Below are 25,167 nucleotides of genomic sequence, written 5' to 3'. Positions count from 1 at the left end.
ATATTCTAGGTTACGCTGTGTCGGTCGCTGCAATAGCATTAGCAATATCAAATTTGATGGTTTGACTATGAGTGATTCAACCGCGTTCCATATCTTGAATACGAATGAACCCAGTGTTCAGTTTCAGCTTGAAATATCCCTTGCGGGTTATGCAATTTTTGCGGATTTCATCAAGAAAGAACACTACCTTTTCAACCCTGATTTGATGTTGTTTCGCACAGCCTACCTTAATCAACACGGTGTTGAGTATCGTAACATAAAAACACTCTCTACCAAGAAGCTCACTGGGTTTATTCAAAAGATTAGTTTGATGAATTTCAGGACGGGTCTGAAAACTATCAAGTCTGTTGTAGATGTTGATGATTTAGAGCTGTTTTATGAGCCGGAAAGGAATGAGTTCAGGTTTAAGTTATTAAGCTCTGTTTCTGACCCTTTTGACTACCTCGCCATTTGCAGAAAAGCAAAAGGAGCCTGATAAGCTCCCTTGTTTTTATTTTCCATCACCATCATTTCTTTTTCACATCAATGTCTTTCATCCAGTCGTAATCTTCAGGAGATTGCTCTGGTTCGGAATCATCATCTATATCCATCACCTCTACGCCATCAGAATCAATCACCTCATCAGCATCTACAAAACTCATATCATCAAGAAAGCTATCTTCCTGATACTCGACTTCTTGAACGATAATTTCCTGTTCAGCTTCTTCTTGTTCAACTGGCTTTAAAATCAAAAGCTTTTCTGGTGGGTTAGAAGCGGGTAAGGCTGGTGAGTGAATGGATATCGTCTCATCGCCAATGGCGGGTGTGCCTCGTAGCTCCTGCAAGCGTTTGAAGCGTTTGCTGTCTTCATAGCTCTTACCCAGTAGGGTGTGATACTGGTAGGCACGCTTTGTCTCTACACCGTTGTAGAACGACATTGGCCTACCCGCAAACATCTTGAATTCGCCCATTTGGCCGCGTGCTTTGGCTTCTAGGTCGTTTGGTATTGCCGTAGGGTCAAACTGCTCTAAAAGGGCAAAGGCAATGAACACAGCCCCTTGCTCAGTCAGTTCAGTGACTTCTAGAAGGTCGCACTCAAGGTAGTCATGGAAGATGTGTGAGAAGGCTAGGGCCAGATCCTGACGGTTGTAAGCACACACAGCATTGTAGATGGGTAGGTGAGTGGATATCGGAAAGACAACCCCTTTTGAGAAGGCTTCGGCCTTGGCTTTTTCTTCTGGTGATTGAAATTTGTAGACCTTTTGCATGAAGCCAAGAATCTTAATGATAAGGTCAATGTCTTCTGGTTTGGCCTTCTTTTCAAGGATTGATGCTGCTTCGACAAGTTTAAGCATGTCGGTGAAATCATCGAAGCTTTTAAGCTGTTCTGTTGATGGGACGAATTCTATCTTTCCTGTATCAGTGGGTATTCTCATAGTATAATTAGATGTTTGTTTCTCTTATTCTATCATCTGTCTTATTTTACTCAAGGATATCCAATCAACTTTATCTGTCCATGATTTCTTTAACGGATTAATTACAATGATTGTTGAATTGTGGCTTATTTACAGTGCTGAATTTTAGATAAAGGAAAAACCCTTTCGGGTCTTTTTAAGAGGTTATGCTGAAATCGAATTCTAATTGCTCAGGTTCGTCTTGTTTAATGTCAATTAGACACAAGCCTATGAGTAATGTGACGTAATAACAAAATATGAATAAATAGCCCAGTATTTGATACCATAAGCCAACATCATTTTTCATGAAAAGAACTGTAGCAAGTGAAGCTGATGCAGCAAGTGTAATAATCAATACGAAAAATACTAATGCTTGTTTTACTGGTGTGTCTTTTATAATCATGAATATCTCATTTGTTGTTTATATAGTTATAGTGTAACATTTATAAGTTAAATGTAAATAGTAAAATATTATAATATTTTGATTATTTAAACATATATATCGTATTTATCATCACCAGTTGCATTGAATCAACTGGCATGTATAATTTGATTAACAATTATTCGGATATCTATGATTACTAAGTTTGTTTTGTTCTTCATTGCAGTTTCTTTCTTTTTCGCCACGGTCATGTTTTTCACTGGAGGGTACTATTCAAGCAGTAACGCTTTCATGGCATTTAACGACTGTATAGATGCTGTATTTAAGAAGCAATGGATGTATGCAGGGGTCGGGGCTTTGTGTCTGTCTGTGATAGTCAGTAGGTTGGGAAATAAGAAAGATTAAATGGTACTAAAAGAGATTTTAATTGTCTGTTTATGCTTCAAGAATAAGATAATTCACCCCACACCTCGTTTCAATTCGTAGAAATAATAAAACCCTAATCAAAGGGTCAATTTATTTTTCATTCTACTTCAACTGTGCTCATCACCGAATAGAATTTCTTCCAGCTTGATAATGTGTTCATCTGGCATGGTCTGAGTGATGCTGATGGTTGCTCCTAGCTCTGATTCAGCTTGTGCAAGTATTTCGTTTAGCTTTTCAATTGCGGGTAAGTAGTAACCAGCTTTGTAGTGATACGCTCTTATTTCTTTACCATACGCAATTCTTCCTGAAATAATCGTATATGAGGTTCCTTTCAATGGTAATGAGATAGAATGATGCCTAGCAAATTTCTTTCCATAATCCACTAGTTCTTGTGTGATGAAAGGGTAGTTAGGATGTTTCCTTTCCACAAGAATAAAGCTTTTACTCAATGGGTTCACATTGGTAGGTAGGTTGATTGAAGATATAATCAAGTTCTTGATTTCTTCTTTTACGAGAATGATTCTTTTAATTTTTTCTCTAAATGTTATTTTAATATCGCTCATGATTAGTTTTATTGTTGATTACATTTAATTAAATCATGAATATTATTTCTTGCAATAGCATTAGCAAAATATTTTTGTTCAAGGTTTTAAGTGTAATAGGATTAGCAAAAAATTTATGATTTAGGTGGTTGATGTTAGGCGAGCAAGGAAATATATCGCTTTATTCACCAGACGCTTTTTCAAACAATATAATAGTATTAATTACTAATAATCTTTAATAAGGAGAAAACTGCTCTACAAGTCACGTAATACAAGGCTTTCAGAAATTATACCGGTTTATAATTCCGACATACCGGTTTATAAGTCCGACTTGCCGGTTTATAATTCCGATTTTTGCAATGGCATTAGCAAAGTATTATAATTCAAGGTTTGACATGTCATAGCATTAGCAAGGAATCTATCCTGTTATAAGTTATTGATGTTAGACCTATGATGATTTGTCGCTTTATCCACCAGACGCTTTTTCAAACAATATAATAGTATTAATTACTAATAATCTTTAGTAAGGAAAAGCCTATTCTACAAGCTACGTAATACAAGGCTTCCAGAAATTATACCGGTTTATAATTCCGACATACCGGTTTATAAGTCCGACTTGCCGGTTTATAATTCCGATTTTTGCAATAGCATTAGCAAAAATGATTTTCGTAACTAGTTTTATATCCTAACTAACTCCTTAAGATGATATTTGAATTAAATATTTTGCTAATGCTATTGCAATGATTAGTATTCATGATAAATTGAAGGTATAACATAGAAAAGGAGATAAGATGAGTGTAAAGAATAAAGCGTTGAGCACAAACGCAATAATGGTTAAAACAGGTGAGGTTGTCTTTCCTGATGTTCTAGTACATCTTCCTATCTTTTCTCCATCTAGAACTGATGAAATAGTAAACTATGAAATCAAAAAGCTACATATCAGTAATAATTGCGATTTCACAGACATTATTATCATTGGTAAGAAACTGAACGTAAAATTCCATAAGAAGGCTTATTCTTATGTTTTGAGTAAAGCACAGCAACATAATAGTACAACTGTTACTGTGGATTTACCTGAAATGTTCACTAAGTTTGGATTCGACTACAAAGACTTTTCTCACTATACAAAATCTTTTAACGAGTTGATGACAGCTCTTTTTGAAATGAAAATTAGCTATACCTCTCCAAGTGGCGTTAGGTTTGATGGTCGTTTGATAAACTGGAAAACAGAACCTATGGATGGTGTTGCTACTGTTGATTTTGGTGGTATCTACCAAGAATTACTAAATTCACATCCAAATTTTTCAAGGCTCAACTATCTTGAAGATAGAATAAAAGGCGACGTTGCAACAGTCTTGAAAGAAAAGCTTGATATTGAATACAGAAAGCTTTCAGGCACTAATAAGAAAACAATAAGTGTCAAGGCAGAATACTTGATACAGTCTCTTCAACTTAGTGGAGATAGAGATAGTCAAGTAAAATCAATCAACAATGCGTTCAAGTATTTTATAGATAAGAAATATATCGTTGCAGTTGAAAAGAAGACTAGGCTCAAAAAGATTTATGAATTCAAAATCACCTTCAATCCAAATTTCAAAATTGAAGATTTTGATGATGTTATTAAGAAAGGTAAGATTGCGAAAGCAAAAGCAATCAAACCCCTTGTTGCTTCATTGTCGGCTTCTACGGTCTTGAACCTTTCTGATGGTGTAGATTTGCTTGAGCCGGAATGGAAAAGTGATGAAGAATTAACAGCAGAATTTGACGCTATGTTCGATAGTGAAATGCTCATAGCAAAGGACATACAAAGATCTTCACCAGTTAAAGCTGTTGACGTTAAGCACACTGATGAATGGGAAGCGGCTTGTGATTTCAATAACTGGGTAGAAGAGTCTAACAAAGGAAATTAAACGCCATAAAGCGTTGTTCCCTTTGACTTAAATTATGGTTGATGTATTTGTATTAGTAACAACAATGGATTATGTAAATGGTTTATCAAGAGACAAGGATTTTAAAAGACAGTGATTCAGCTTCGTTCGCTGACGCTCTGGAAGCGGCATTAGATGAGCTTAAAACGCTTGCTGGGTCGTATCCTTCACTTGTCGGGTTAGAGTTGCGTAACGGGTCGTTTAAAGCTGATTTCCGCCTAGACGGGGAGGGTAGTCAGATGTGCCTTCATGTGGCCGCTCTGGCTGCTGACGTTTCCGCGTTGGAAGACGTGACATGTATCAAGTTCATCATGGTTCCCAAGCTCAATACAGCCTCATTTGAGCTGGTGTTTTGACAACCTGATACGTTTGCTAGGCTGTGATGATTGTGGCCTTGTAAATGGCTATAATGCGATACAGCTTCATGATGCAATCCCTGCTGAACCTGATGCGTTCTACTCTGATGGCTTCGTCTAAGTCTGATTCCTTGGTCATTGCAATAAAGCTTTCCAATATGTTGATGAACCTTTTCTGATACTGAATGAGCTTGAAATTATGCTCATTGTAGTTGAAAGCCTGTCTTACATCTTCTGTTGACCAGCGGCCTTTACGCTTCATACCGATGACGTGCGGCATTCTTAACTTGAAGTTTTTCTTTGCTGCAATCAGTTGGTCACTTAGGTACTTGGGGAAAACGTTCACTGAGTAGTCATTGAATTTTTCAGCTAACTCTTTTATCTCTTGTTGGTCGAATGAATTCATGTTGAAATTTATTGTTCATTACTATAATACTAACAAGGATTGATGATTTGTAAAATTTAGGTAATAAAAAACCAGCTTTTGGCTGGATGATTTATTTATTCTCAATTTCTAATAGTTTTTGAATTTTGTATTGATTTATCCTATTTTGTATAACGCTTTCTGTAACATCAAACCTTCTTGCAATTTCTTTTCTGGTTAGATTGTTATTGACGTATAAATCACGTAATTCATGTTCTGTTATAGAGAATGAAAATTTAGCTCTCTTTCTGATTCCGTATTTTTTGAGTGTTCTACATATTTTTTCTTTCTTCAATCCAAGTTTCAAGCTGACTTCATCAAGTGACATGTCACTTTCTATGTAGAGTTTGTATAAAACATTTTTTGCAACATTAACTGCAACTGGTCTTCTTATCCCGTATTCCGTCAAAGCTATATAAACCTGTGCTGTTTTGCATCCGTAAATTTCAGAAATCTGTTTAGCAGTCAAGTTTTGTGTGATATACAAGTCTTGTAACGTATCTTTTGATATTGTAAATTTCCTGACAACAGTTTTACTTCTCACGCATTTAATTTTGTTTTCCTTCAAAATTCTTCTTATGATGAATTCTGTTGAGCCGGTTTGTTGTACGATTTCAGGAAGCGTTTTACCGCTCATGCATAAATCAATAATAAGTTTAGGTTCAACGTCTACGGTTTTTCTTTCCCATACTCCTAAACCTTTTATTCTGCTAAGCATTACTTGTCTGCTTACACCAAGCTGGTTTGCAATTTCAGTGATGCCCATTCCATTTTTATATGATGCTTTAATCATTGCGTCTTCTTCAGTTGTTCTTTTCAAAACAGGCTTTGTTGATTTTGACACATTTATTTTTAACTCTGTCTTACGCATTAAATGCTCCTGATTGTTTGTTATATATTCAGGTTAACATTTATTTATCAAATGTGAAGAGGCTTAATCAATTATGAATTACTTATTTTTGAAAATACTCTATCTTGTTCTATCTCGCTATCTAATCTGTCGTAGTAAATGATGGTTTCAATCTCTACCAGCGAAAGCTCGCCACTGGATTCAATCCATTCGTTGCTTCTTTTGTATTTGCTAGTCTTTGTAATGGCTATCTGGTAATCATCGTTGTTTGACGGTGTTTTCATATCTTCCTGAGTGGTTGTATTACTTACATAATACCTTTAATCTTGGAATGTAAAATAATAGGCAACAAAAAACCAGCTACTTGCTGGCTTCTGATTTATTTTTTACGATTTCTTTAAATCTTTCAATTTCTTCTTTGCTTAACGTGCCCTTTGAAACAAGGTAGCCTACAGCAATATTGTTGAGGTTTTTTTCTGCTTCTGCTTCATTCATTTTTGATTCATTACTATTTTTTAACCAAATCATAATTTTATTAAACATAATGATTAACAATATAATCAATGAAATTAATAAAGCGGTGCCAGTGAGCGTGGCTACCGGATAATGTTTAAGAAGTGCAAAAAATGAAACGCCCACTACGATAGTGGTTACGGCGAATTTTAAGTATGTTGAACCAAATGAAACCATTTCCGCAACATCATCATGTGTGACGTATTTTTCTGAATCAGGCTTGTTGTTGTCAGAGTTGTTTGTCATGGTTTACCTTTTATTGTTCTATTAGGTACATATTACCTCTGCTTTAATAAATGTAAACAGATTAGAAGCAATTTATTAATGTTTAACAATTCAGAGATAGAAAAACCAGCACTTGGCTGGTTGGTTATAATTCTATGAAACTGATTTTTTAAGTTGATTCCTTTTTTCAATATATTTATTGATTTCCAAAGCTTTAACTTTCAGTTCAGCTAGGCCATCATTACACTTTTCTAAGTATTCTTTATATTCTCTTTCTTCACTGGCAAGGCATTCTCTTTGTGATTCCAAGAATGTTTCAAGTGGTGTTCTCACTTCCATTGTGCTGTTTCTGCATGAGATAGCCATATAATTGATAACAAATCCCATACCCAAAAAGAAACCAAACAACATGCACATCCAAAAGCTCTGTTGTAAGCTGTATTCAATAAGTTTCAATACACCATTGTAATGTTCTACAAAAACACACAACCATTCGGGTAGACTATCAGGATTAACTGTTACTAAAATATTTGAAATAATGTAACCAAAAATTATTAATGCTATGCTAGACATCATTAATGTTTTTTTAATTTTGTGTTTTTTAAATGATTGCTCAGCGTTTGCCTCAACCTTTGCAAGTCTCTGTCTTTTTTTGTTCATGTAAGCTTCAGCTTTCTTCATCGAATCGTTGGCACTTTCTAAGGTGTGCATAACTTTTGATAGTGAGGCTGCTAACTCAGAGCTGTCTTGTTCTGACAGTGGCTTGTTTGATGATTGGCTTAATAATAACCAAGCTAATAGTAGTTCCATGATTCTCCTTGTTCTGTTTGTATAATAATATATTAACATTCATTTCTTAAATGTAAATAGACTAGAATTGATTTATTTAATTGATGGTAATCTCAGGCACAAAAAAACCAGCTTATTTGCTGGTCGTTTGAATATCCATTTATTACTTATGAGCTTTGATTACGTCTACCGTTAATTGTTCTGTTAAGTCAGCTATGTTCTGTTTGCAGTCTAGTATCTCTACAAATGTACCTTCTTTGCATGAGTTAACTTCCTTGGCTATTTCGCTGCTTACAGCTTTAACTTCTTCGTATGAGTAGCCTGATTTGTAAGCTTGAAGGGTGGTGATCACCTTATCAACCATCGCTTCATATTCAGCAGTAACTTGAACAGCCTGTGCTTCTGGAATGATATTGAAGCTGGTTGGATTGCTGAATGTTGGTTCAGCGATTGCGAATGCTGATACAGTCATTAAGATAAGAGTAGATAATATTTTCATTTTATTCCTTTTGTTGTTTGTATATAGATACATTATCACCTAATTCTTAAATGTAAATAGGTAAGTATTAAAATATTTAGTATTGATGTAAAGAAACCAGCACTTGGCTGGTTAATAAGTTAGTAAATCGCTTTATAGATGCACGGAAGCCATTAGCAAATTAGTTAAAGCTAAAGAAATGACAAATCTTATCAAAAGGATTTGTAAATCATTAAATTCATTTTTTCCGTCAAATGTATCTGGAACCCAAATGCAGTGTGCATATCTGCATAATGTTTTAATGGCGTTATAACTTAGCCATACGAGTGTACCACCACACAAAAGATAAGCTGTTAATGTGACAAGCGTGTGTTGTAGATTCAATGGGAGGGAATAAGTAACAGTAAATGATGTTATGTTTATTAACGCTAATGACAATAACTGTTTCGTGGTGATGTTCATGTGTACCTTTTCCATGTTGTTTCTTTAATTGTACCTCTAGTTTATTAAATGTAAATGATGAAAAGTTCAATACTCTTTATCCTATCTTTACTTTTAACAATTCATTCCACTTTGTTGTATAAGCTGGGCTTAGAAATTCACGCTTCATTCCCCAGCTCGACGTTTCTGGTTCGATTGCAAACCTGAGCGTGCCAGCCCCTTGCACCTTGTTAATTGAATCCATCAGTGTCATAAGCCGGTCGTTGTTTCTACGCTCTGGTTTAGCGAAAAGGTCAGGGATGTAGCCAGACTTGGGTGTGAACTGGCTGAGCATGATTCCAGCCTTGGCATAGGGTGTGTTTGCCCGGTAGATCCGGGTCAGTCCAGCTTGGGCCGCTGCTATCAGCTCCCGTGTGTCGTCAGTAGGGGATTCCAAGCCAATGATGGTAGCTTTGCTGTATGGCTGGTCATCGAATCGGCTGGTCTGGATGAAGACCTGCAGACAACTGGTCAACATGCCTTCCTTGCGGAGTTTTACCGCTGCTTTGGCTGCGTATGATGCTACGGCCTGTCGAAGCTCTAACAGCTCGTAAACACGCTTACCGAACATGCGAGTGCTGGCTATGTTCTGCTTGGGTTCAGGGGATTCTTCCAGACCAAAGCACACGGTACCTTCTAGCTCGCGTGCGGTGCGTTCTATGTTGACGTTGAACATCTGCCGTAGGGCTTTCTTGTCATACCGGGCTAGGTCTATGGCCTTGGTGACGTTCATCAATTCCAGACGCTTTTGAGTCCTTGACCCACAACCCCACACTTCTCCCACATCAGCAAAGCTCAGAAGCTTGTTCTGACGCTCATCATCGAGGATGACCACCACGCTACCAGTCTTGGCTTTCCATTTCTTAGACGCCCAGTTGTTGAGCTTGGCTAGGGTTTTTGTCTTACCCACTCCCACGCCCACGGGCATTCCTACCTGACGATAGATTTGGCTCTTAATTTCCAGACAAAGCTTTTCTAAGTCTTCATTCACGCCGGATAGGTCAATGAATGATTCATCAATTGAATACACTTCGTAAGCTGGAACGTATTGACTGATTACTTTTGTGACCCGATTTGATATGTCTTGATACAACGCATAATTTGAAGAGCAAACCCGCAACTGTTTACTTTCTACAAGGTGCTTGATTTCAAAGAAGGGTTGACCCATCTTCACACCTAATTTCTTGCTCAAGTCATCACGGGCAACAACGGCACCATCATTGTTAGACAAGACAACTGTTGCTTTTCCAATCAATGTAGGATTGAAGATACGTTCACAGCTTACATAACAAGCATGGCAATCTACTAGCCCAAAGACTTTATCTATTTTATCAGTCATGGAGTTTATGAAGATTCCAAAGAACAACACCCCACAACTCGGATTCTTCAAATTCTCCTATGACAATGGTTTCGTAGTCAGGGTTAGCCGGTATCAGCACTGGTTTACCATTCGCCATGCCGTAGGTCTTCACAGTGAATTCAGGCCCGATACGGGCCACCACAACGCTTCCTACGCGGGGTTCTATGGCTCGATCAACCACAAGGTAGTCACCATCGTAAACGCCTAGGCCGCTCATGCTGTCACCCCATGCTATCAGGATGAACAGTGATGGTTTGCCCACTCCACAAAGGTCATCGAGGCTCAACGGTGGCTCTGCGTATTCCTCGGCTGGAGACGGGAAGCCACATGCAGCACGGCCATGAACTGGTGCTTTGGATGGGTTTAGAGCTGCTGTGAAGGGGATAGGTGGGCTGAGCATGATAACTGACCATTGACTGTATGGGCATACAGTATCAGTTCTGGTGACTGGTTCAAGCGTGCCTGACGGTCGGCGGGAGAGGGTAGACGTGAAAAAACCGCATGAGCGGTCTTATTCGTAGATAGGTGATTTGATTACTCTATCAATGCTTTCATAGGGTCTATGTATGCTTTACTGTATTTGCTGCAATTTATAAACCTAATATAATCTACTTTGCTTAATGAAATTAGACACTCGGGGTCATATTGATAGGTATCTAGCAATTTCATTGCCTGTGGATATGCTTCATACGCATCACACACTTCATCTTCGTTTGTTGTTCTATATGGATTCTCGCACAAGCCTGAAGCTTTTATTTTTTCTGGGGTTGTGATGTTTAATGTGTATTCACGAATATTTGTGTCTTCGTCGTAAGTATAAGTTTCAAATCTTAACTTAAAAATATCACCATTTAGGATTGAACCCATCATTGAATCATACGGTTCTGACTTTTCGATGGCGTTTTCATTTCCTGAATTAAGTGGCAAGTACGCAAACAATATAAATACGGCCTGTAAAATAAAGAATAAGACTGATGAAATTATTAATGAGTTTGTAAGTTTGCTCATGAATCCCTTAGCTGAGTCAGATAATATTGAATCGCCCCTATATAAAATGAAGATGCACCATGGAAAAAATGTAGCAATGAAAATCAAACCTAAATATGGTTGAAATGAAAAGAATGAAGTTAGGTTTATGCTTAATATAGTGCAAATAAATATTGAGGATAATGTGTCTGATAACCCTTGTTCAGTTGGTTTTTGTGCAAAAGCTAAATTTTCGAAGTTCTTAGCATCAATTATTTTTTTAAGTTTAATCAAAGATGTTTTTACCTGTATGTCATCAATAACTGCTGTCTTAGCAATCTTGTTCTTTTTATTTTTTTTGCTCATGGCTTTCCTTTTGTTGTTTATATACTTTATACATTACTATCTATTTCTTAAATGTAAATAGGTTAGAAGTGGAATAGTTGACATGGCTTTATTGTTGGCAAGAAAAAACCAGCTTATGACTGGCTTTGTTTAGTTTGTTCTTTTATGTAGATTTGTTCAATAAGTATGAAAATTATCGGAAATATAACGAAAACAACTAATTCGTTAAAATTCAGATAGCTAACCGTGTCTCCCATTTTTTCACAAAACTCAAATACAGTGTTACTACCCGCTGGAGGCAAACGGCCGGAAGTTAAAAAACTAATAATGGACTTAATGAAGATAAACAAGTTAAATAGGATTGACGTGTAAACGAGAAATATCTTCATAAGATTGATTTTCAGTATTGCCGTGGCAGCAATCAAAATGAAAGCTGCTGAGTAGGTCGCCATGAAGATTTTGGTGGTGTGAGTGTTCCAACGATTACTTTTCATCTGAATCACCTCTCAACTGAGACTTGTGCTTTTCTTCTTTCTCAATTGAAATCCTGAGAAGTAAATACGTCCAATAGAAAATACAGCCGTTAATCATCAAAAAGTAGATGATTTCCGCTGCTCCAATTTTACTATCAATAAGCTGGTAGCTTGAATAAAGAAAATAAGCAGTGGCAAACAAAATGTTGAATGCAAAATTCAAGTGGTGTAAATATCTATCGCAATTGGAGAATAATTTATCACCGGGTTTTCTTTTATTCATCTTATTTACCTCCTAGTGTTATTGATTTGTTTTTTATTTCTACTGGTGTGCCGTCTAAATCCACACCGTTCATGAGTTTAACCATGACTAATGTTTTCAAAAGTGTTGAGTCTGACAGGCTTATCTGTCTTATCTTGTAATCATCCGCTTCTGGTATTTCACTGAGCTGTCTAACTACTCGGTAATAATTAGATGGGGTCTGAAGTATTCTGTATTTTCCAAAAGCAAAATCAATCTTAGACACTTGTTCTATGTTGAATTCTGGTTTCTGTTGTTCACCAAAGCCTGAGTAATAACCAATGTTTTGATAGATATGAGCTTTCGTCATCGGAAAGAATCTCTGTTCAGAAAGTGCAAATAAACATATGCACATGACCATTAAGATAATTGAAATCATTGCTGATGAAAGCTTTGATGGAAAGCCATGAAATACATTATTCATGGTTTTCACCTTTTACTTCATCTTTCAACTTCGCTATTTTGTTGTCAAGTTCCTCAATTTTAATATCAAGCTCTCTAATCTCTGCGGCTTCTTTGCTGAAAGGCTTAGCAGTTCTGAGCAACTTGTATCTTCTCTTTCTCAATACCTTAACTTTTTGTTTTAAATCGCCTTCGCTGTCATATGCAGCAACCGCAATTCCAATTGAGATGCTTAAAAGAAAAATCAGTACTAAGTGAGCGTCAATCAAGCCATCATTTATCTTTGCAAGAGGGTCATTTTTTCCTGAGTAATTCAAAATTCCAAAATCCTTGATTGCTGACGGACTTTCACTGTCTATGAAACGCCTTTCAATGTATTTGATTGAGAAATTACTAAACTCAGTAATAGGGTCTATTCCGAGGGGGGAGTTGCTAATATTTTTTCTAAAGTCGCTAATGTTTTTTCCAATGATTACCTGTGTTCCAGCTTCCATTAGCTCGCGTCCACCTTGCTCAACGCTTTCAACAGATTTTGCTTCACCATTCACACCAGAAGCTTTTGCCTTTTCATTGACCTTCTCATGTGAGCTTTGAATTCTGGCGAATGTGCTTAACTGCTCGGCCTGTTGTGCCCATTTCCTACCTTCATAAGCAACGCTCTTAATTACGTTCTCTCTGAAATACTTCTGTTGATCATCCTTCAAAGCTACATATGAATTTTTGGTCATTTTGCCGTCGATTTTCTGTTGGTGACAGAACCAGCTAAACCTGAATTCAGGGCGAGCAAATGAGCAACGTAAGAAGTTGATTTGTGCGGCTTCTGACTTGTCGATGGTGAATGCTTCACTGATGCTGATGTTGTGAAGGCCATTCGTTGTAAGGTCTAGCGAGTGCTTAGCTTTATCAACAAGGACTGCTGATGTGACTTCTTTTGTTGATATGTAATAGGCTGAGCAAAATGTGATAGTAGCGTATGCGAATATGGCAACTACAAGTTTTGATGATTTCATGTTTTCCTTTTGATGTTTGTATACTTAATACATTACTATGTAATTATTAAATGTAAATAGAGAAGGATGAATATATTTAGTATTGAAATGTTCAGGCGTAAAAAAAACCAGCTTAATCGCTGGTTTTATTTTCATTCAATTTACCTTTGTATGATGCAATTATATCTTTAGTTTCTTACACGTTTTTTTGTTTTTGGTCTTCACCATTCTCTTCCTCGCTCTTAGAAAATAGATGATGGAGTATTGAAACGGCAACTATTATCGGTAGTGATATAAAAAGCAAAGCAAGTGTTAAGGGTGATATTCCTTTAAATGGACTATCTATATTTTCATCATCTGTGTAGAGTTTTTTAATATCTTTAATAACTTTCCTTGTGACGATTACTGAAAGCATCGTGAGTATGAAAAGAAGAAATCCAGTAAAAAAGTATCCTATATTTTCTATTGAAACATTCGCCATTTCTAGAAGCGGTAGAGAAAGGAACTGTTTGAACGCTGTTGCCCATTCTCCACCAACCGTCAATAGGGCTACCATTGATGTGTAAAGGTAAGCGGCTACCTTAGCTATGCCCGCCCATAACAAGGCTGCGGCTTCGTAGATGACGTGTGCTGTGGATTCGATGGCGAATGTGAAGCCTAGGAACATGGTATCAAAGCCAACCGCAATGTAAGCCCATACGCTCATTAAGGCCGGATGAAATGCGAACATAGCCATGATGCCAGCGGTCAAAATGGAAGAGAATTTAAGGGTGGTTCTAATATCTTGTCTGTTATTGTTAATGTAGTCGGTGAGACTTCTTATGATTGATTTGAGCATTTTTCCTCTTTTTATATGTTTATGTATTCATGTTACTACTCGTTTCTTAAATGTAAATAGTATGGCCGAAAAAAACCAGCTATTAGCCGGTTGATTGATTTGGTTTGCTTCATTTTAGAATAATGAATTACTCCTTATGTGGCTGTTTTCATTCTTAGTTAGACTCGTCTTTTTTCTTAATCTTTTCACCTGCGTTGGCTAATACACAAATCCAGATTAGTAAAATAATGCTAATTGTAATAAGGGTATAGTTAATATAATCCATCAAATTTGCGTAATGTTCTAAATCTAACGGCTCAGTATTAGCTGGTTCATCAGCATCTAATAGTGATGCCATAGCTTCGGCTTTCGCTTCTAAAACATACCTGTTGTACATAACGTTAGTTCTAGTTATGGCTTCACGATTTTCATGGAAGTAAGTCACATCCATTACTAACCTGTTAATCACCAATCTTCTTGAATCTTCGCATTCAATTCTTGTATCAATGTTCTTCATCGCACATAGGTTTTCTTTGTATATTACCTTTTTGGCTGCTAATTCAATGTCGTCAGCATATCCTATGGATTTTCTATTTACTGGTCTTACCATTTCAAGTACATCGTTGACCTTTTTGTTTAGAAGCTCTTCTTTTGATTTACGCCTAGCTAATAACTCATCAATGACGGATATATATTGTTTCGCAATATCATCTTTCGTGATTGGTTTGCTATTTTCAACGTTGTTATATGTTGATTCAAGCATTTCTTGTTGCATTTGTTTGTAAAAAGACTGACGTTCAATTGCTATCTTTTGTTGGTTCGTTGCCGCCTCTAATGCTATTTCATCCTTATTGGTTACACCTAAAATGCTAAGAAATGTTGCTATTAAAAAGAACACTGGTATTGAAGATGCTTTTACAGATGATTTATTTTTTGTGCTGTTGTTTGTGTTGGTATCATTCATGATTATTTTTTTTGTTGTTTAGTTATATATCAACTTACTATACATTTCTTAAATGTAAATAGAGAAGGGCGATTATTCTTAGAATTAAAATGTTCAGGCGTAAAAAACCAGCTACTAGCTGGCTTGATTCATTCTTTATACTGAGAGAGTAATAACGCTTTTAAATATTCCAGAGAGCTGTTCGCTATCAATTCCGCTTCGTCTTTTGTGAGGTCAATAGGAATGGTCAACGTCACCGCTTTCTGGCTGCTTATCGGCAGTGTGAAGGTCTTGGTGGTTGGCTCTACTGGTTCTGCCACTGGCTCAAGCTCAGAAGCTGTTACAAGCTCTTCTGATGGGGTAGGGCTAGTGTCTTCTTCATGACTGACGTAATTGGATTGGTTTAAGCCTAATCCTTCAAGAACGGCACGTTTCCCATCGTTGATGGCTTGGATTTCTATTCCTGATTGGTTGGTTGTTTCTGTTTTGAATGAGATTGCACATACCCCATCCAACCATTTCTGTAGAACTGGCTGTAACCTCTCTAGGTCTATTGGCTTGGTAGCGTTGGCTTGTATTGTCTCGCCCATGAATTTACAGACAGTGAACAAGATGCGGTGTTTTTGCTTACTCCCAGCTTTATAGATTATCTGTTTTCTTCTGGCGTTAAGTGTGATGTGTTGTTGGGATGAACCCGGTATTACTAACTTCCCTGCGAATGGGCAAAGATTTAAATTTATTGTTCCTAGCATATATGCACCTTTTGTTGTTTGTTCTTATCAACTTACCATTTCATTCTTAAATGTAAATAGGTTGGATGTTAAATAGTTAATGTATTTTCTGAATAAAAAGAAAACCAGCATCACGCTGGCTTTTAAATATCATTTTTGATTATTTAAAGAAGTCTTCTTCATTAACATCTAATGATATGAGCTTTCCTTTTTTTTCTTTTGAATTCAACATTCGAATAAATTCAAGCGGAAAAACTGTGGTATCGGTTTTGCGTATTCTCTTGGATTCTTTGCTTTGTGTTTTTTTCATGTTTTCCTGTTGTTGTTTATTTTAATATATTGTAACTCGAGATTTATATATAAGAAGAGCTATCACTAAAAAACCAGCATTACGCTGGCTTCTTGATTAGTTTCTTGATAATCCGAGGTTGAATGAATATCCACCAGAAAGGAAGAACAATAGATAATGGTGCTGTTAATGGTGATTCCATAACTATTTTAAAGTCAGCTTCAAGGAGTATCATCAATGGGAAGATTTGTATGAAAACCATCAGCATATTAATTATGCCTGTCTTGTTATGATAGTCATCTTCTAATCTTTCAAATCTATCCATATCACAACGTTCTGCATTTTTGGTTCTAACATGCTGTTCTTGTGTGATTTCAGCGAGCTTATAGACTTGGGTAATCTTGTGCATGAAGTCAGCGAAAGACTCCACTGAATAGGGCTTACCGTTGCCGCTCTCGGCGTTGTTAACGATGACAAGCTCATATTCATCAAAGTCATTGACCTTGCTCATGCTGGCTGTAATGGCTTCACGCAAGGTATTTATTCTTTTGATTTCAGATTTGATGTTTCTGTTTGTTAATATTCCAAAAGTAGTAGCATCAGCTTCAAGGCATTTCAAAGCTTTATCCAGCAAAGCTTTTTCTCTGGTTAGGTGGTTCAAAGCTTTCTTTGTCGTAACAGCTTCTATCCCGTAGTAGCTAGCCACTGTACCTTTGAAAACCTCTTTGGGTTCTTCTGACCAGAATTTGTTTTTAGCGTAAATGAATTCTCTGTCTTCTGCGTTCTTATCTCTTATGTTCATATTAAATAAAGATGTTGTTTATTTAATCATAACAAACAATTCTTAAATGTAAACATGGTAGAGCTAAATAAGTTGCAGACACAAAAAAACCAGCTCTTGGCTGGCTTCTTAAAACTTGTATCTCTCACTTGGTAAACTCTATCTTTGTATTTCTCATGTCGGTTCTATCATTAACTGATGCGTCAACCGCACCTAACGCTATAATTACTACGAATGTCAATGAAGCCGCTACAATCACACCATCTTTCAATTTGTTCAATGATTTGCTCAATGCTGTTTCTTTTAAAGTAATGTCTCTCATGTTGATAATCCTCGTTTGTTAGTTTCAGGTTATCATTGCATTCTTAAATGTAAATAGGGTGCAGTTAATATTTTTAATATATATGAAAAAACCAGCACTTGGCTGGTCTAGTTCTTACATCTTGTTTTTGTGTTTAACGGTCTTAACTTCTTTCAAATCACTCTGGAATTTTGCAGTGTCTATACTTTTCATGGTCAGTCTGTCTTGAAGATATAGCTTGCTCTGATCATCAAAGGTTTTAGCGATACTGAGCATTTCAGGCTTAGTCATGGTGTTATTTTGGTAAGAGTCTACTAAGGCTATCGCACGGGCTTCTTTGAGTGCATTCATGAGCGTTCTGTCTATCTTTTCATCACTGATACGCTCGCGGCCTTCAATCCTTGCCATTACATCATCAACGCTTCTCGTTTGCCCATCTTCTGATGATTTGGTGTTGGCATAGCCAATAGGGGCTTTCTTTGAATCGACTACATAAATTCTTAAAGCCACACCTTGGCTGGATTTGACTTGAAGGTCACAGCCCATTGCTTCTATCTGTTTAACCAGAAGGTTTTTCTCATGAACAGCAGAAGGGTATTTAACGCCAGTGAGGTTTGATGTGAATTCGTGAACACTCTTGCCATACACCTGTAATTCTTTATCAAGTATGTGGTTGGTAGCTGAATCAAATTTAGCTTTGATGTGATGAGCTATCACGCCTTGTGGTCTGTCGGTTGCTAATGTGTGAGCAACTGCTTTTAGCAATAGACCACGGGTAGCGTAATAGAGATAGCTGTCTGACTTGACGCCATCCTTTGAAGTGCCAGCAATGTGTTCTCTAACGTCCTTTATTCGCTGGTTGTAGCTTTCGCTTCGGAATTGGTGACTACTTACCCTTTCTTGATTTTCTATCAGGTGTAATTTGTTCCAGCCACCACTAGCACTGGTCGCTTGTATTGAGTAGCCAAGGCTCTCAATGTCTTTTATGAATTCATAATTTGATTCGGTAATAGCCATAATTCTCCTTTCATGATGTTTATGAGGTTATCTTACCATTCACACAATCAAAATCAACGCACTATAATATTTTGCTAATGGAAAAACTAAACCAGCACTTGGCTGGTCTTATTGTCTTGCTAGGTTATTTAAGTTTTATTGTGTTGATTTTAGGTTTTGGCGTTTCTTCATGAGCTTTGATTTCTTTCAGCATTGACTTATAGAGGTTGTCATCTGGTTCATAGTTCATGTGTTCTGCTTTGATTTTTTCAAAGAACTTCTTATCTTTCACAATGGTGGATAATTCATAACCACCGCCTAGGTTGTTTATCAAATCTACAGCCTTATTATGGTGCGTTAAGATTGCTTTGCAGGGGGCTATCAAAAGACCATGCTCATATCGCCAATTATCAATTTTAGCTGCATCCCTAAATTTTAACTGTATGTTCTCATAGCCATTTCCCATTTCTTTAAAGATGGTCTGTAAGTGTTTACCTGCCAGAAGGTCTGGATCAATAGCTTGTTTGGTCTGATAGAAATAATCATGCACCAACGTTTCAGCCATTTCTTTGAATTTTGTGGAATTGCTTGTGAAAAGATTAACCTGACTCGGTGTGCAACCTACCTCTTTCAAGAAGATTGCTGCTTGTGAAGTCACTAAGTCGTAATTGTCAAAGACGTTTTCTTTTATTTTGTTAAAGTCTATGCTGACTTCAATTTCTTTGTTAAAGATGGTGCTGTATATTGATTTGAATTTGTTATCCGAGAATGTCACTTTGTTCTTTTGTATGAAATTGAACATTTCATCACTGTTCGTCTTCCCGAACAAATACATGTAGTTTGAGCCAAGTTCTAGAACTGACTCGAAATTCATATCAGGCTTGATTAGGTGGCCGTGCGTTATCTTTATACTGTCTGATGTTTCATTGTGTTTGTGTTTCGTATAGAGATTTAAGAATATCTCTTCTTTCTGACTTAAGTTATCCATGTTTATCAAAATGTTCATCTACTAACATTATAATATATAAATAGCTTATTACAATAAAAGACTTACTATTTATTTGACAAACAATTTTGAGTTGGTATGCTTTGTATTAGAGCTAATCTGTTATTTAATTTATTGATAATTCTTACTTGATTTGATTGACTCTATTTTATATTTGTATGTTCGCTTCTCCTACGTTACATGATTTCAAAAAGCTTGTTTGTTGTAATTGCCCCTAAGTCCCTCCAAAATTCTTAGGGGTTTATTACTTCAGGCACACATGAAAAGCCCCATCCTAGGGGCTTCGTCGTTTCTACTGATGGTCAAATCAGGTAGCAAGCTCGGTTGAATGCCATTGTTGCAAGGTCGTGAAGGTCAGTGCCTTGGTAGTGAACCTGCATACGTGAAAGCTGGCTGTATGCCTTGATACTGATGATTTCCGCACTGGTTTTCACTTCTGCATTCACTAGCAGCTCTAACGCTGATTTCAGCTCTTGCTGGGCCGATTCACCAGCTTCTTTATAGTCGAACGTCTCAATCACCAGCACTGCAGCCTTCAGTGCTTGTAGGGCTTCTGGCTCATTCCAGCGTATGGCCTTGGTGTATGACTTCATCGCCAGTTCGATTGCCTTACGGCTCCCGGTCGATGTGGCCGATTCACTGAACAGCACCAGCTTCAACACCTCAGTCAGTTCTTTGACCATGTGCGGTGTGAACAAGGCATGGAAGAAGAGGGCGTATGGCTTGAAGCTGCCCCGGTTGAAGAAACGCTTGTATGACCCTGAATGAGCTGGGTTCACTGCCTTGGCTGCAATGGCTTCTGAAATAATCTTTTTCAGACCGGGCTTTTGCTTCTCAGTAGCAATGTTGTGCAGACGGCGAATCTCGCTTGAGTAGCGGGAATTCCAGTAGGCCCGTTTCATCAAATCATTGACTTGACCTAACAGCTCCTTATTGTTCATCTTTTCACTGACCTTCCTGTCAATACGTCATATGGATACTCCCGATGCGGTGCGTCATCAGGTTCTTCTAAGTGAAGCTTGTAGAATTCCGTTCCTGTCTGTTCTTCATAAAAACGGTATTCTTCGTTTGTTATGTCCTGCGTCATTTTGCAAAGATTGTCAGGGCCGAGAATATCAAGAAAGCTCAACGCTTTTCGATTCAATGACTCAATATTCCCTAACGCCCAAAACGTTTTCATTATTCCAATGGTTTGAAACGTCGATATACCATTGTCTCTATGCTTCTCGATGTGGTCAAAAAGCTCTTCAATCTTCCAGTGGTAATATTCATAGATAGTATCTACAAAGTCAGGCTCATGCTTATGAGCTGCTTCATATTCCAGAATGGCTTTTAAAAGAGCTTCTGACTCTTTCTGAATGTCATGCTGAATTTGATACATAATTATTTAGCCTTCAATTCGTCAATTTTCTTCTGCTCTTCTAGTTTCTTTCTTTGCAGCCAAAGCCCTAGAAATGAATTGTCTTTTGCCGTCAGGATGACTATCAGGGATGTGATGTTAGCCCCGGCAAATGCGATAATGATTCCCCACTCATCGTTTCTTGGCATTCCTTTTTCAATCATCAGATAAGCTAGGCAAGCCAGCGAAGCAATGTTGAAGAGAATTGACAATCCTTTCATTTTCTATCCCCTATGCAAATTTCAGTCACTTTGTATCGGCTGACTGTTGTTAGTCTTTAATTATTCGCCACGTTTGTAGGTGGTTGGCTGTTCAGCCCCACGGTTTTTGTAATCTTCTTCAAACAACGTAATGTCATTGGTTTTGTAAGCTTTGATGATTTCATAAAGCTTACCTTCCTTGTAAGTCCTAGCCAGTTCTTTAATGTGGTTCAGCATGTTCTGAAACAACGTCATGGTGTCTGCTGTTCGCACTGGTGCAATAGCCTTACCGCGACGGTTGATGACCTGAATTTTGAAAAACTCAGAACCACCACGCTTATGCATGACCATTACCACTTGGTCACTGGTGAACAATACAAACCCAGCATAACGCTGTTTAACGGCAATCTTGAACGAAACCCTGCCGTCTTCCGTCGAAAGGTCAAAATTGCCCACTGGCTTAGCACCTAATGAATCAATGATGGTGTCTTTCTGTTCTTGCAACTCTTTCAGTTGAAGAATTTTGTAGTCTTTGTCTGTTTCCATTTCTGAGAGTAAAGACAAGGCAATAGACGGTTTCAGAGATTTATTACTTTTAATCTCTTTGGTGAATTCATCAATGCGGTCTTCAATCGCTTTGATTTCACCTTCCAGCTCTAACATTCTTTCATTGCGGGAATCACTGACTACCTTAGCAGCACCATCAAGCTGATTTTCATCAAAGGGCATGATGAGATACTTAATGATTTCACGCTCAACATCACCATACGGAATCATCTTAGCGTCACAAGCATTGTGAACCGCTGAGTAACACGCCAGATATTTTCTTACATACGTGCCTGTCTTGGTTTCACGTTTGCTTTGCTTCATGTGCATTGAATCGCCACACTTACCGCAAAAAAGCATGTTTTGGAATAGATTGTCATTGGTTGACCTTCCAGCAACACGGCCTTTTTTCTTGCTGTTTGCTCGGGCACGCAAGCCCATGATGAGCTTCTTATCTACAACGGGTGGATAGTAGTTTGGGATGTTGACAACGTGTGTCCTTGTCATCACCTTTTTTGACGTGGCTATCCCTTCATACTCAAATTCTTTATCAACAAAATTGTTGTCATGAATAGCCAGCTCGCCAAAGATTGAATCACTGTTGACGAAATTGTTTACAGAACTGTTCGTCCAGATGTTCTTTCTGGTGCTACGTTGCCTTCTGGTCACAAAGTCCAACCTAGGAATTTGTTCTTCATTGAGCTGCTGACTGACGTTCATATAGCCGTTGTCATCGTTCAGCAAAGACAGGGCGTAGCGAATGATTTTCGCCTTCTCTTCATTGACCACGAATTTTCTGAATTTCCGACCACTGATGATTTCAATCTTCTGGTCTATCCACTCGGGAACCTGAGAGCTGAACTGAATTTCATTGATGAGTGGTTCAAATACTGGCTTCTTCCCAACCGGGTTTTTCTCCCATGCTGCCAGATCTTCTTTCTGTTCCTTCACACGCTCATGCAGACGCTTAATCTTGTTGGTGTAGGCACCCTTGATACGGTCTGATTTCTTCAAGGATTCTTGGTGAGCCTGCTCCATCAGGAAGAGGGAATACAGCACCTCCATGAAGTTCGACAGGGATTTTTTCGTGTAGATACGGCCATCCATGAGCGTGATGACGTTCACGTTCTTTCTCAGAATGGATTTGAAAAGGTCTTGTGCCTTATCAATGTCTTCACGGCTGATACGGTCGAACTGCTCAACCGCTAGGTAGGCGGTACCGTCTGTGGGGATCAAACCTTTGTCGATAGCGGCGATGAATCGGCCTAGCCCCTGATCGATCTCTTTGTTGATGCCGTGGAAGCCAGATTTAGCGAAGTCGCGTAGGTCGAGGCTGTCGTTTACCTCAAAGCCATTCTCTTTTGCATACTTTTCTAGGCGTTCGTTCTGGCGTGCAAAGGATGAGCCTCGGGCCTGCTGGATCGAGCTAAAACGGATGTATTTATAGAGGATCTTGCGGGCGGGTAAGGCGTCGTCTTGTGCCATTGATCTTGCGTCGTCGGAGAGGGTCATATACGCTACCACAAATGGTTGCTGAATTGCCCGTAATCATAGTTCGCTCTGGTAGCAGCCGAACTTGTGCTTCTTGTAACCCAGGGAGTCGGCGTGCCGGGCAGTCCAGGGGTATTTCAGGTAGGTGCCCAGGGTGGCGTAGGTCAGCCGGGTGCCACCGTCGAACTGGTGGTACTCAAGCTGGGTCAGCACCCGAAAGCCCTGGGCGTTGCCTTCGAAGTTCAGGAAGTCATTGCGCTCGGCGCTGCTCATGTCATCCAGCCAGCCACGTCCTGCTGCTTGTTGGAACCAGTGGCGGATGGCGTCTTCGCCGGAGTGCCCGAATGGTGGGTTGCCGATGTCATGGGCCAGGCAGGCCGACTGCACCACCATGCCCAGGTCGCTCGGGTCGCACCAGTCGGGCAGGGCGCTGCGCAGGGTTTCGCCGACGCGCATACCGAGGGAGCGACCCACGCAGCTCACTTCCAGGGAATGGGTCAGACGCGTGTGAATATGGTCGTTGCTGGAGACCGGGTGCACTTGGGTCTTGCGGCCCAGGCGACGAAACGCGCCGGAGAAGATAATACGGTCATGGTCTTTGTGAAACGGGCTACGCCCCAGTTCTTCCGGGCTGTGCAGCGGTTTACCAAGACGTTCGCGAGTCAACAGGGTGGGCCAATCCAAGGCGGGTACTCTCCGTGCGGTGAATGACCCTCCCAGCTTCCCGGTTCAGCGCAGCCTGGGCAAGCGAAAATCTACAGCCCGGCCGCATCGATATCGATTAACAGTAAGCGCTGACCGTTATCGAAGAATTGTCCGGCGGTGAGGCAATACTGGTTGGTGGTGGCGTCGCGGTAGGTCGAGGACAGGGTCAGGCGCCGCTCTTCCCAGCCCTCGGCCAGCAGATGATAGAAGTACGGGCGCCACGACCAGTTGTGACCCAGGTAGCGGCTGTCGGATTGCCACGCGTCCTGGCGCCACTCGAAGTTCGGTGTGAGTTGGGTGCCATGCCGGTCGCACTGATAGAAGCGCAGCAGCCAGGGAAACGCCGGCAGTTGCGGCAGTTGGTTCAGCGGCGATTGCCCCTGGGCCCAGGTTTGCAGGATCTTCATCAGTTCGGCCAATTGTTGGCGCAGTTGCATGACGCGCCCGCGTTCCGCCAGCTTCTGCTGGACGTAGGTTGTGCGCAACTGGGCGAAACGCGGCACGAAGGCCTCGGCGGCGAACCAGTCCAACTGCGCCTGGGCAAACAGATAGCCCTGCACATAGCGCGAGCCGCACTCCAGGGCGAAGCTCAACTGCGCCTCGGTTTCCACGCCTTCGGCAATGATCCAGCAGCCGGTCTTCTCGGCCATCTGCGCCAAGGCTCGCACCACTTCACTGCTCGGCCCACCACGGGCGGCGTCCTGGAACAGGCGCATGTCCAGCTTGAGGATATCCGGCTGCAACGCCAGTACCCGGTCGAGCTGGGAATAGCCGGCGCCAAAGTCGTCGATGGCGATGCGCGCACCGGCTTCGCGGTAGCGCGCCACCACGTCTGCCAGGCGTCGGATGTCGCCACCCAGTTCGGTGATCTCGAACACGATGCGCTGCGGGTCGACGCCATGGTGGTGGATCTGTTTCAGGCTTGGCAGGGCTTGACCTGGACGCAGCCGATTGATCCAACGCGGCGAGATGTTCAGGCTCAGGAACCAGTCTTCGGGCACTTCGTGCAAGCGGCTCAACGCATTGTCGCGAATCTGCCGGTCGAGCCGGCGCAAGGTTACACCCGGCGTGCGCGGGTCAGCGAACAGCGGGCCCACGGATTGCAGGCGTCCGTCAGCCTGACGCAGACGGCCCAGGGCCTCGACGCCGGCAATGCGGCCGGTGGCGGTGTCGATAAACGGCTGGAAGCAGGCGAGCGGTTGCCCGTCGATCACGGGGCCTCCTTAAGAACGTTGGCGAAAAAAGGCCCGGCCCTCGAAAACGAGGGCCGGGCCGATTCTGTTAGCAAGAATGCAGCCAG

28 protein-coding genes and 1 pseudogene are annotated in these 25,167 nt (G+C 39.8%); 3 read left to right on the top strand and 26 right to left on the bottom strand.

Translation table 11 applies throughout. The annotated features are described in order from the left end of the window. The first annotated feature begins 67 nt into the window (after positions 1 to 67). Complete coding sequence (locus tag EJ576_RS21810) at positions 68 to 475, top strand: hypothetical protein (protein WP_126571067.1); 408 nt, start codon at positions 68 to 70, stop codon at positions 473 to 475. Positions 476 to 506: 31 nt separating this feature from the next. Here EJ576_RS21810 and EJ576_RS21805 read toward each other — a convergent pair whose 3' ends face one another. Together EJ576_RS21805 and EJ576_RS21800 are read right to left on the bottom strand one after the other, a co-directional pair. Beyond that, positions 507 to 1,334 (bottom strand): hypothetical protein, encoded by an 828-nt coding sequence (locus tag EJ576_RS21805; RefSeq protein ID WP_126571066.1) that lies wholly within the window; start codon positions 1,332 to 1,334, stop codon positions 507 to 509. 1,014 nt (positions 1,335 to 2,348) lie between these two features. Next, positions 2,349 to 2,804, bottom strand: a complete 456-nt coding sequence (locus EJ576_RS21800) for a hypothetical protein (RefSeq protein ID WP_126571065.1) — start codon at positions 2,802 to 2,804, stop codon at positions 2,349 to 2,351. 770 nt (positions 2,805 to 3,574) lie between these two features. Between EJ576_RS21800 and EJ576_RS21795 the strand changes: the two genes are divergently transcribed. Together EJ576_RS21795 and EJ576_RS21790 are read left to right on the top strand one after the other, a co-directional pair. Then, positions 3,575 to 4,693, top strand: coding sequence for a hypothetical protein (locus EJ576_RS21795; protein WP_126571064.1), 1,119 nt, complete (start codon positions 3,575 to 3,577; stop codon positions 4,691 to 4,693). A 77-nt stretch (positions 4,694 to 4,770) separates the two neighbouring features. After that, a complete protein-coding gene (locus EJ576_RS21790) occupies positions 4,771 to 5,067 on the top strand; it encodes a hypothetical protein (RefSeq protein WP_126571063.1) in 297 nt (98 codons plus the stop codon). A gap of 16 nt (positions 5,068 to 5,083) precedes the next feature. On the opposite strand, the gene EJ576_RS21785 is transcribed toward EJ576_RS21790, so the two are convergent. The 24 genes and pseudogenes from EJ576_RS21785 to EJ576_RS21675 all read right to left on the bottom strand — a co-directional run bounded on the left by EJ576_RS21785 (position 5,084) and on the right by EJ576_RS21675 (position 25,081). Then, positions 5,084 to 5,473 (bottom strand): hypothetical protein, encoded by a 390-nt coding sequence (locus EJ576_RS21785; RefSeq protein ID WP_126571062.1) that lies wholly within the window; start codon positions 5,471 to 5,473, stop codon positions 5,084 to 5,086. Positions 5,474 to 5,564: 91 nt separating this feature from the next. Next, a complete protein-coding gene (locus tag EJ576_RS21780) occupies positions 5,565 to 6,362 on the bottom strand; it encodes a hypothetical protein (RefSeq protein ID WP_126571061.1) in 798 nt (265 codons plus the stop codon). Positions 6,363 to 6,701: 339 nt separating this feature from the next. Further along, a complete protein-coding gene (locus EJ576_RS21775) occupies positions 6,702 to 7,100 on the bottom strand; it encodes a hypothetical protein (protein ID WP_126571060.1) in 399 nt (132 codons plus the stop codon). 132 nt (positions 7,101 to 7,232) lie between these two features. Further along, entirely contained in the window at positions 7,233 to 7,889 is a 657-nt protein-coding gene (locus EJ576_RS21770) for a hypothetical protein (RefSeq protein ID WP_126571059.1), read from the bottom strand. A gap of 142 nt (positions 7,890 to 8,031) precedes the next feature. Continuing rightward, positions 8,032 to 8,367, bottom strand: coding sequence for a hypothetical protein (locus EJ576_RS21765; RefSeq protein WP_126571058.1), 336 nt, complete (start codon positions 8,365 to 8,367; stop codon positions 8,032 to 8,034). A gap of 517 nt (positions 8,368 to 8,884) precedes the next feature. Then, positions 8,885 to 10,165 carry a translesion error-prone DNA polymerase V subunit UmuC gene (gene umuC / locus EJ576_RS21760; RefSeq protein ID WP_126571057.1) on the bottom strand — a complete coding sequence of 427 codons (1,281 nt, stop codon included), beginning with the start codon at positions 10,163 to 10,165 and terminating at the stop codon, positions 8,885 to 8,887. After that, on the bottom strand, positions 10,158 to 10,586 hold the full coding sequence (locus EJ576_RS21755; RefSeq protein ID WP_126571056.1) for a LexA family transcriptional regulator: 429 nt from the start codon (positions 10,584 to 10,586) through the stop codon (positions 10,158 to 10,160). Before EJ576_RS21755 ends, umuC begins: the two co-directional genes overlap by 8 nt. A gap of 134 nt (positions 10,587 to 10,720) precedes the next feature. Then, positions 10,721 to 11,518, bottom strand: coding sequence for a hypothetical protein (locus tag EJ576_RS21750; protein WP_126571055.1), 798 nt, complete (start codon positions 11,516 to 11,518; stop codon positions 10,721 to 10,723). A gap of 462 nt (positions 11,519 to 11,980) precedes the next feature. Further along, on the bottom strand, positions 11,981 to 12,253 hold the full coding sequence (locus tag EJ576_RS21745) for a hypothetical protein (RefSeq protein ID WP_126571054.1): 273 nt from the start codon (positions 12,251 to 12,253) through the stop codon (positions 11,981 to 11,983). A gap of 1 nt (position 12,254) precedes the next feature. Then, positions 12,255 to 12,695: a hypothetical protein gene (locus EJ576_RS21740; protein ID WP_126571053.1), complete on the bottom strand. Its 441-nt coding sequence runs from the start codon at positions 12,693 to 12,695 to the stop codon at positions 12,255 to 12,257. After that, complete coding sequence (locus EJ576_RS21735; protein WP_126571052.1) at positions 12,688 to 13,683, bottom strand: hypothetical protein; 996 nt, start codon at positions 13,681 to 13,683, stop codon at positions 12,688 to 12,690. The genes EJ576_RS21740 and EJ576_RS21735 overlap by 8 nt, the downstream gene beginning before the upstream one ends. Positions 13,684 to 13,858: 175 nt before the next feature. Further along, positions 13,859 to 14,500, bottom strand: coding sequence for a hypothetical protein (locus tag EJ576_RS21730; RefSeq protein WP_126571051.1), 642 nt, complete (start codon positions 14,498 to 14,500; stop codon positions 13,859 to 13,861). A 154-nt stretch (positions 14,501 to 14,654) separates the two neighbouring features. After that, entirely contained in the window at positions 14,655 to 15,443 is a 789-nt protein-coding gene (locus EJ576_RS21725) for a hypothetical protein (RefSeq protein WP_126571050.1), read from the bottom strand. Positions 15,444 to 15,571: 128 nt separating this feature from the next. Continuing rightward, a complete protein-coding gene (locus tag EJ576_RS21720) occupies positions 15,572 to 16,174 on the bottom strand; it encodes a hypothetical protein (RefSeq protein ID WP_126571049.1) in 603 nt (200 codons plus the stop codon). 368 nt (positions 16,175 to 16,542) lie between these two features. Beyond that, complete coding sequence (locus EJ576_RS21715; protein WP_126571048.1) at positions 16,543 to 17,244, bottom strand: hypothetical protein; 702 nt, start codon at positions 17,242 to 17,244, stop codon at positions 16,543 to 16,545. 124 nt (positions 17,245 to 17,368) lie between these two features. After that, on the bottom strand, positions 17,369 to 17,545 hold the full coding sequence (locus EJ576_RS29695) for a hypothetical protein (protein ID WP_158628953.1): 177 nt from the start codon (positions 17,543 to 17,545) through the stop codon (positions 17,369 to 17,371). Between the two features lie 114 nt (positions 17,546 to 17,659). Next, positions 17,660 to 18,541, bottom strand: coding sequence for a hypothetical protein (locus EJ576_RS21710; protein WP_126571047.1), 882 nt, complete (start codon positions 18,539 to 18,541; stop codon positions 17,660 to 17,662). A 124-nt stretch (positions 18,542 to 18,665) separates the two neighbouring features. Beyond that, positions 18,666 to 19,295 carry a hypothetical protein gene (locus EJ576_RS21705; RefSeq protein ID WP_126571046.1) on the bottom strand — a complete coding sequence of 210 codons (630 nt, stop codon included), beginning with the start codon at positions 19,293 to 19,295 and terminating at the stop codon, positions 18,666 to 18,668. A 533-nt stretch (positions 19,296 to 19,828) separates the two neighbouring features. Continuing rightward, positions 19,829 to 20,467 carry a hypothetical protein gene (locus tag EJ576_RS21700; protein WP_126571045.1) on the bottom strand — a complete coding sequence of 213 codons (639 nt, stop codon included), beginning with the start codon at positions 20,465 to 20,467 and terminating at the stop codon, positions 19,829 to 19,831. After that, positions 20,464 to 20,907 carry a hypothetical protein gene (locus EJ576_RS21695; RefSeq protein ID WP_126571044.1) on the bottom strand — a complete coding sequence of 148 codons (444 nt, stop codon included), beginning with the start codon at positions 20,905 to 20,907 and terminating at the stop codon, positions 20,464 to 20,466. Before EJ576_RS21695 ends, EJ576_RS21700 begins: the two co-directional genes overlap by 4 nt. Before the next feature lie 2 nt (positions 20,908 to 20,909). Further along, positions 20,910 to 21,146 carry a hypothetical protein gene (locus tag EJ576_RS21690; RefSeq protein ID WP_106120154.1) on the bottom strand — a complete coding sequence of 79 codons (237 nt, stop codon included), beginning with the start codon at positions 21,144 to 21,146 and terminating at the stop codon, positions 20,910 to 20,912. Positions 21,147 to 21,206: 60 nt separating this feature from the next. After that, positions 21,207 to 23,183, bottom strand: a complete 1,977-nt coding sequence (locus EJ576_RS21685; protein ID WP_126571043.1) for a recombinase family protein — start codon at positions 23,181 to 23,183, stop codon at positions 21,207 to 21,209. 39 nt (positions 23,184 to 23,222) lie between these two features. Then, positions 23,223 to 23,846, bottom strand: a pseudogene (gene dgt / locus EJ576_RS21680) (dGTP triphosphohydrolase); the annotation flags it as partial. Between the two features lie 71 nt (positions 23,847 to 23,917). After that, positions 23,918 to 25,081 carry an EAL domain-containing protein gene (locus EJ576_RS21675; RefSeq protein ID WP_122725190.1) on the bottom strand — a complete coding sequence of 388 codons (1,164 nt, stop codon included), beginning with the start codon at positions 25,079 to 25,081 and terminating at the stop codon, positions 23,918 to 23,920. Positions 25,082 to 25,167 lie beyond the last annotated feature (86 nt).

It is taken from the genome of Pseudomonas sp. C 49-2 (assembly GCF_003970195.1).
Lineage (GTDB): Bacteria > Pseudomonadota > Gammaproteobacteria > Pseudomonadales > Pseudomonadaceae > Aquipseudomonas > Aquipseudomonas canadensis.
This window is presented reverse-complemented; position numbering and strand designations above follow the sequence as displayed.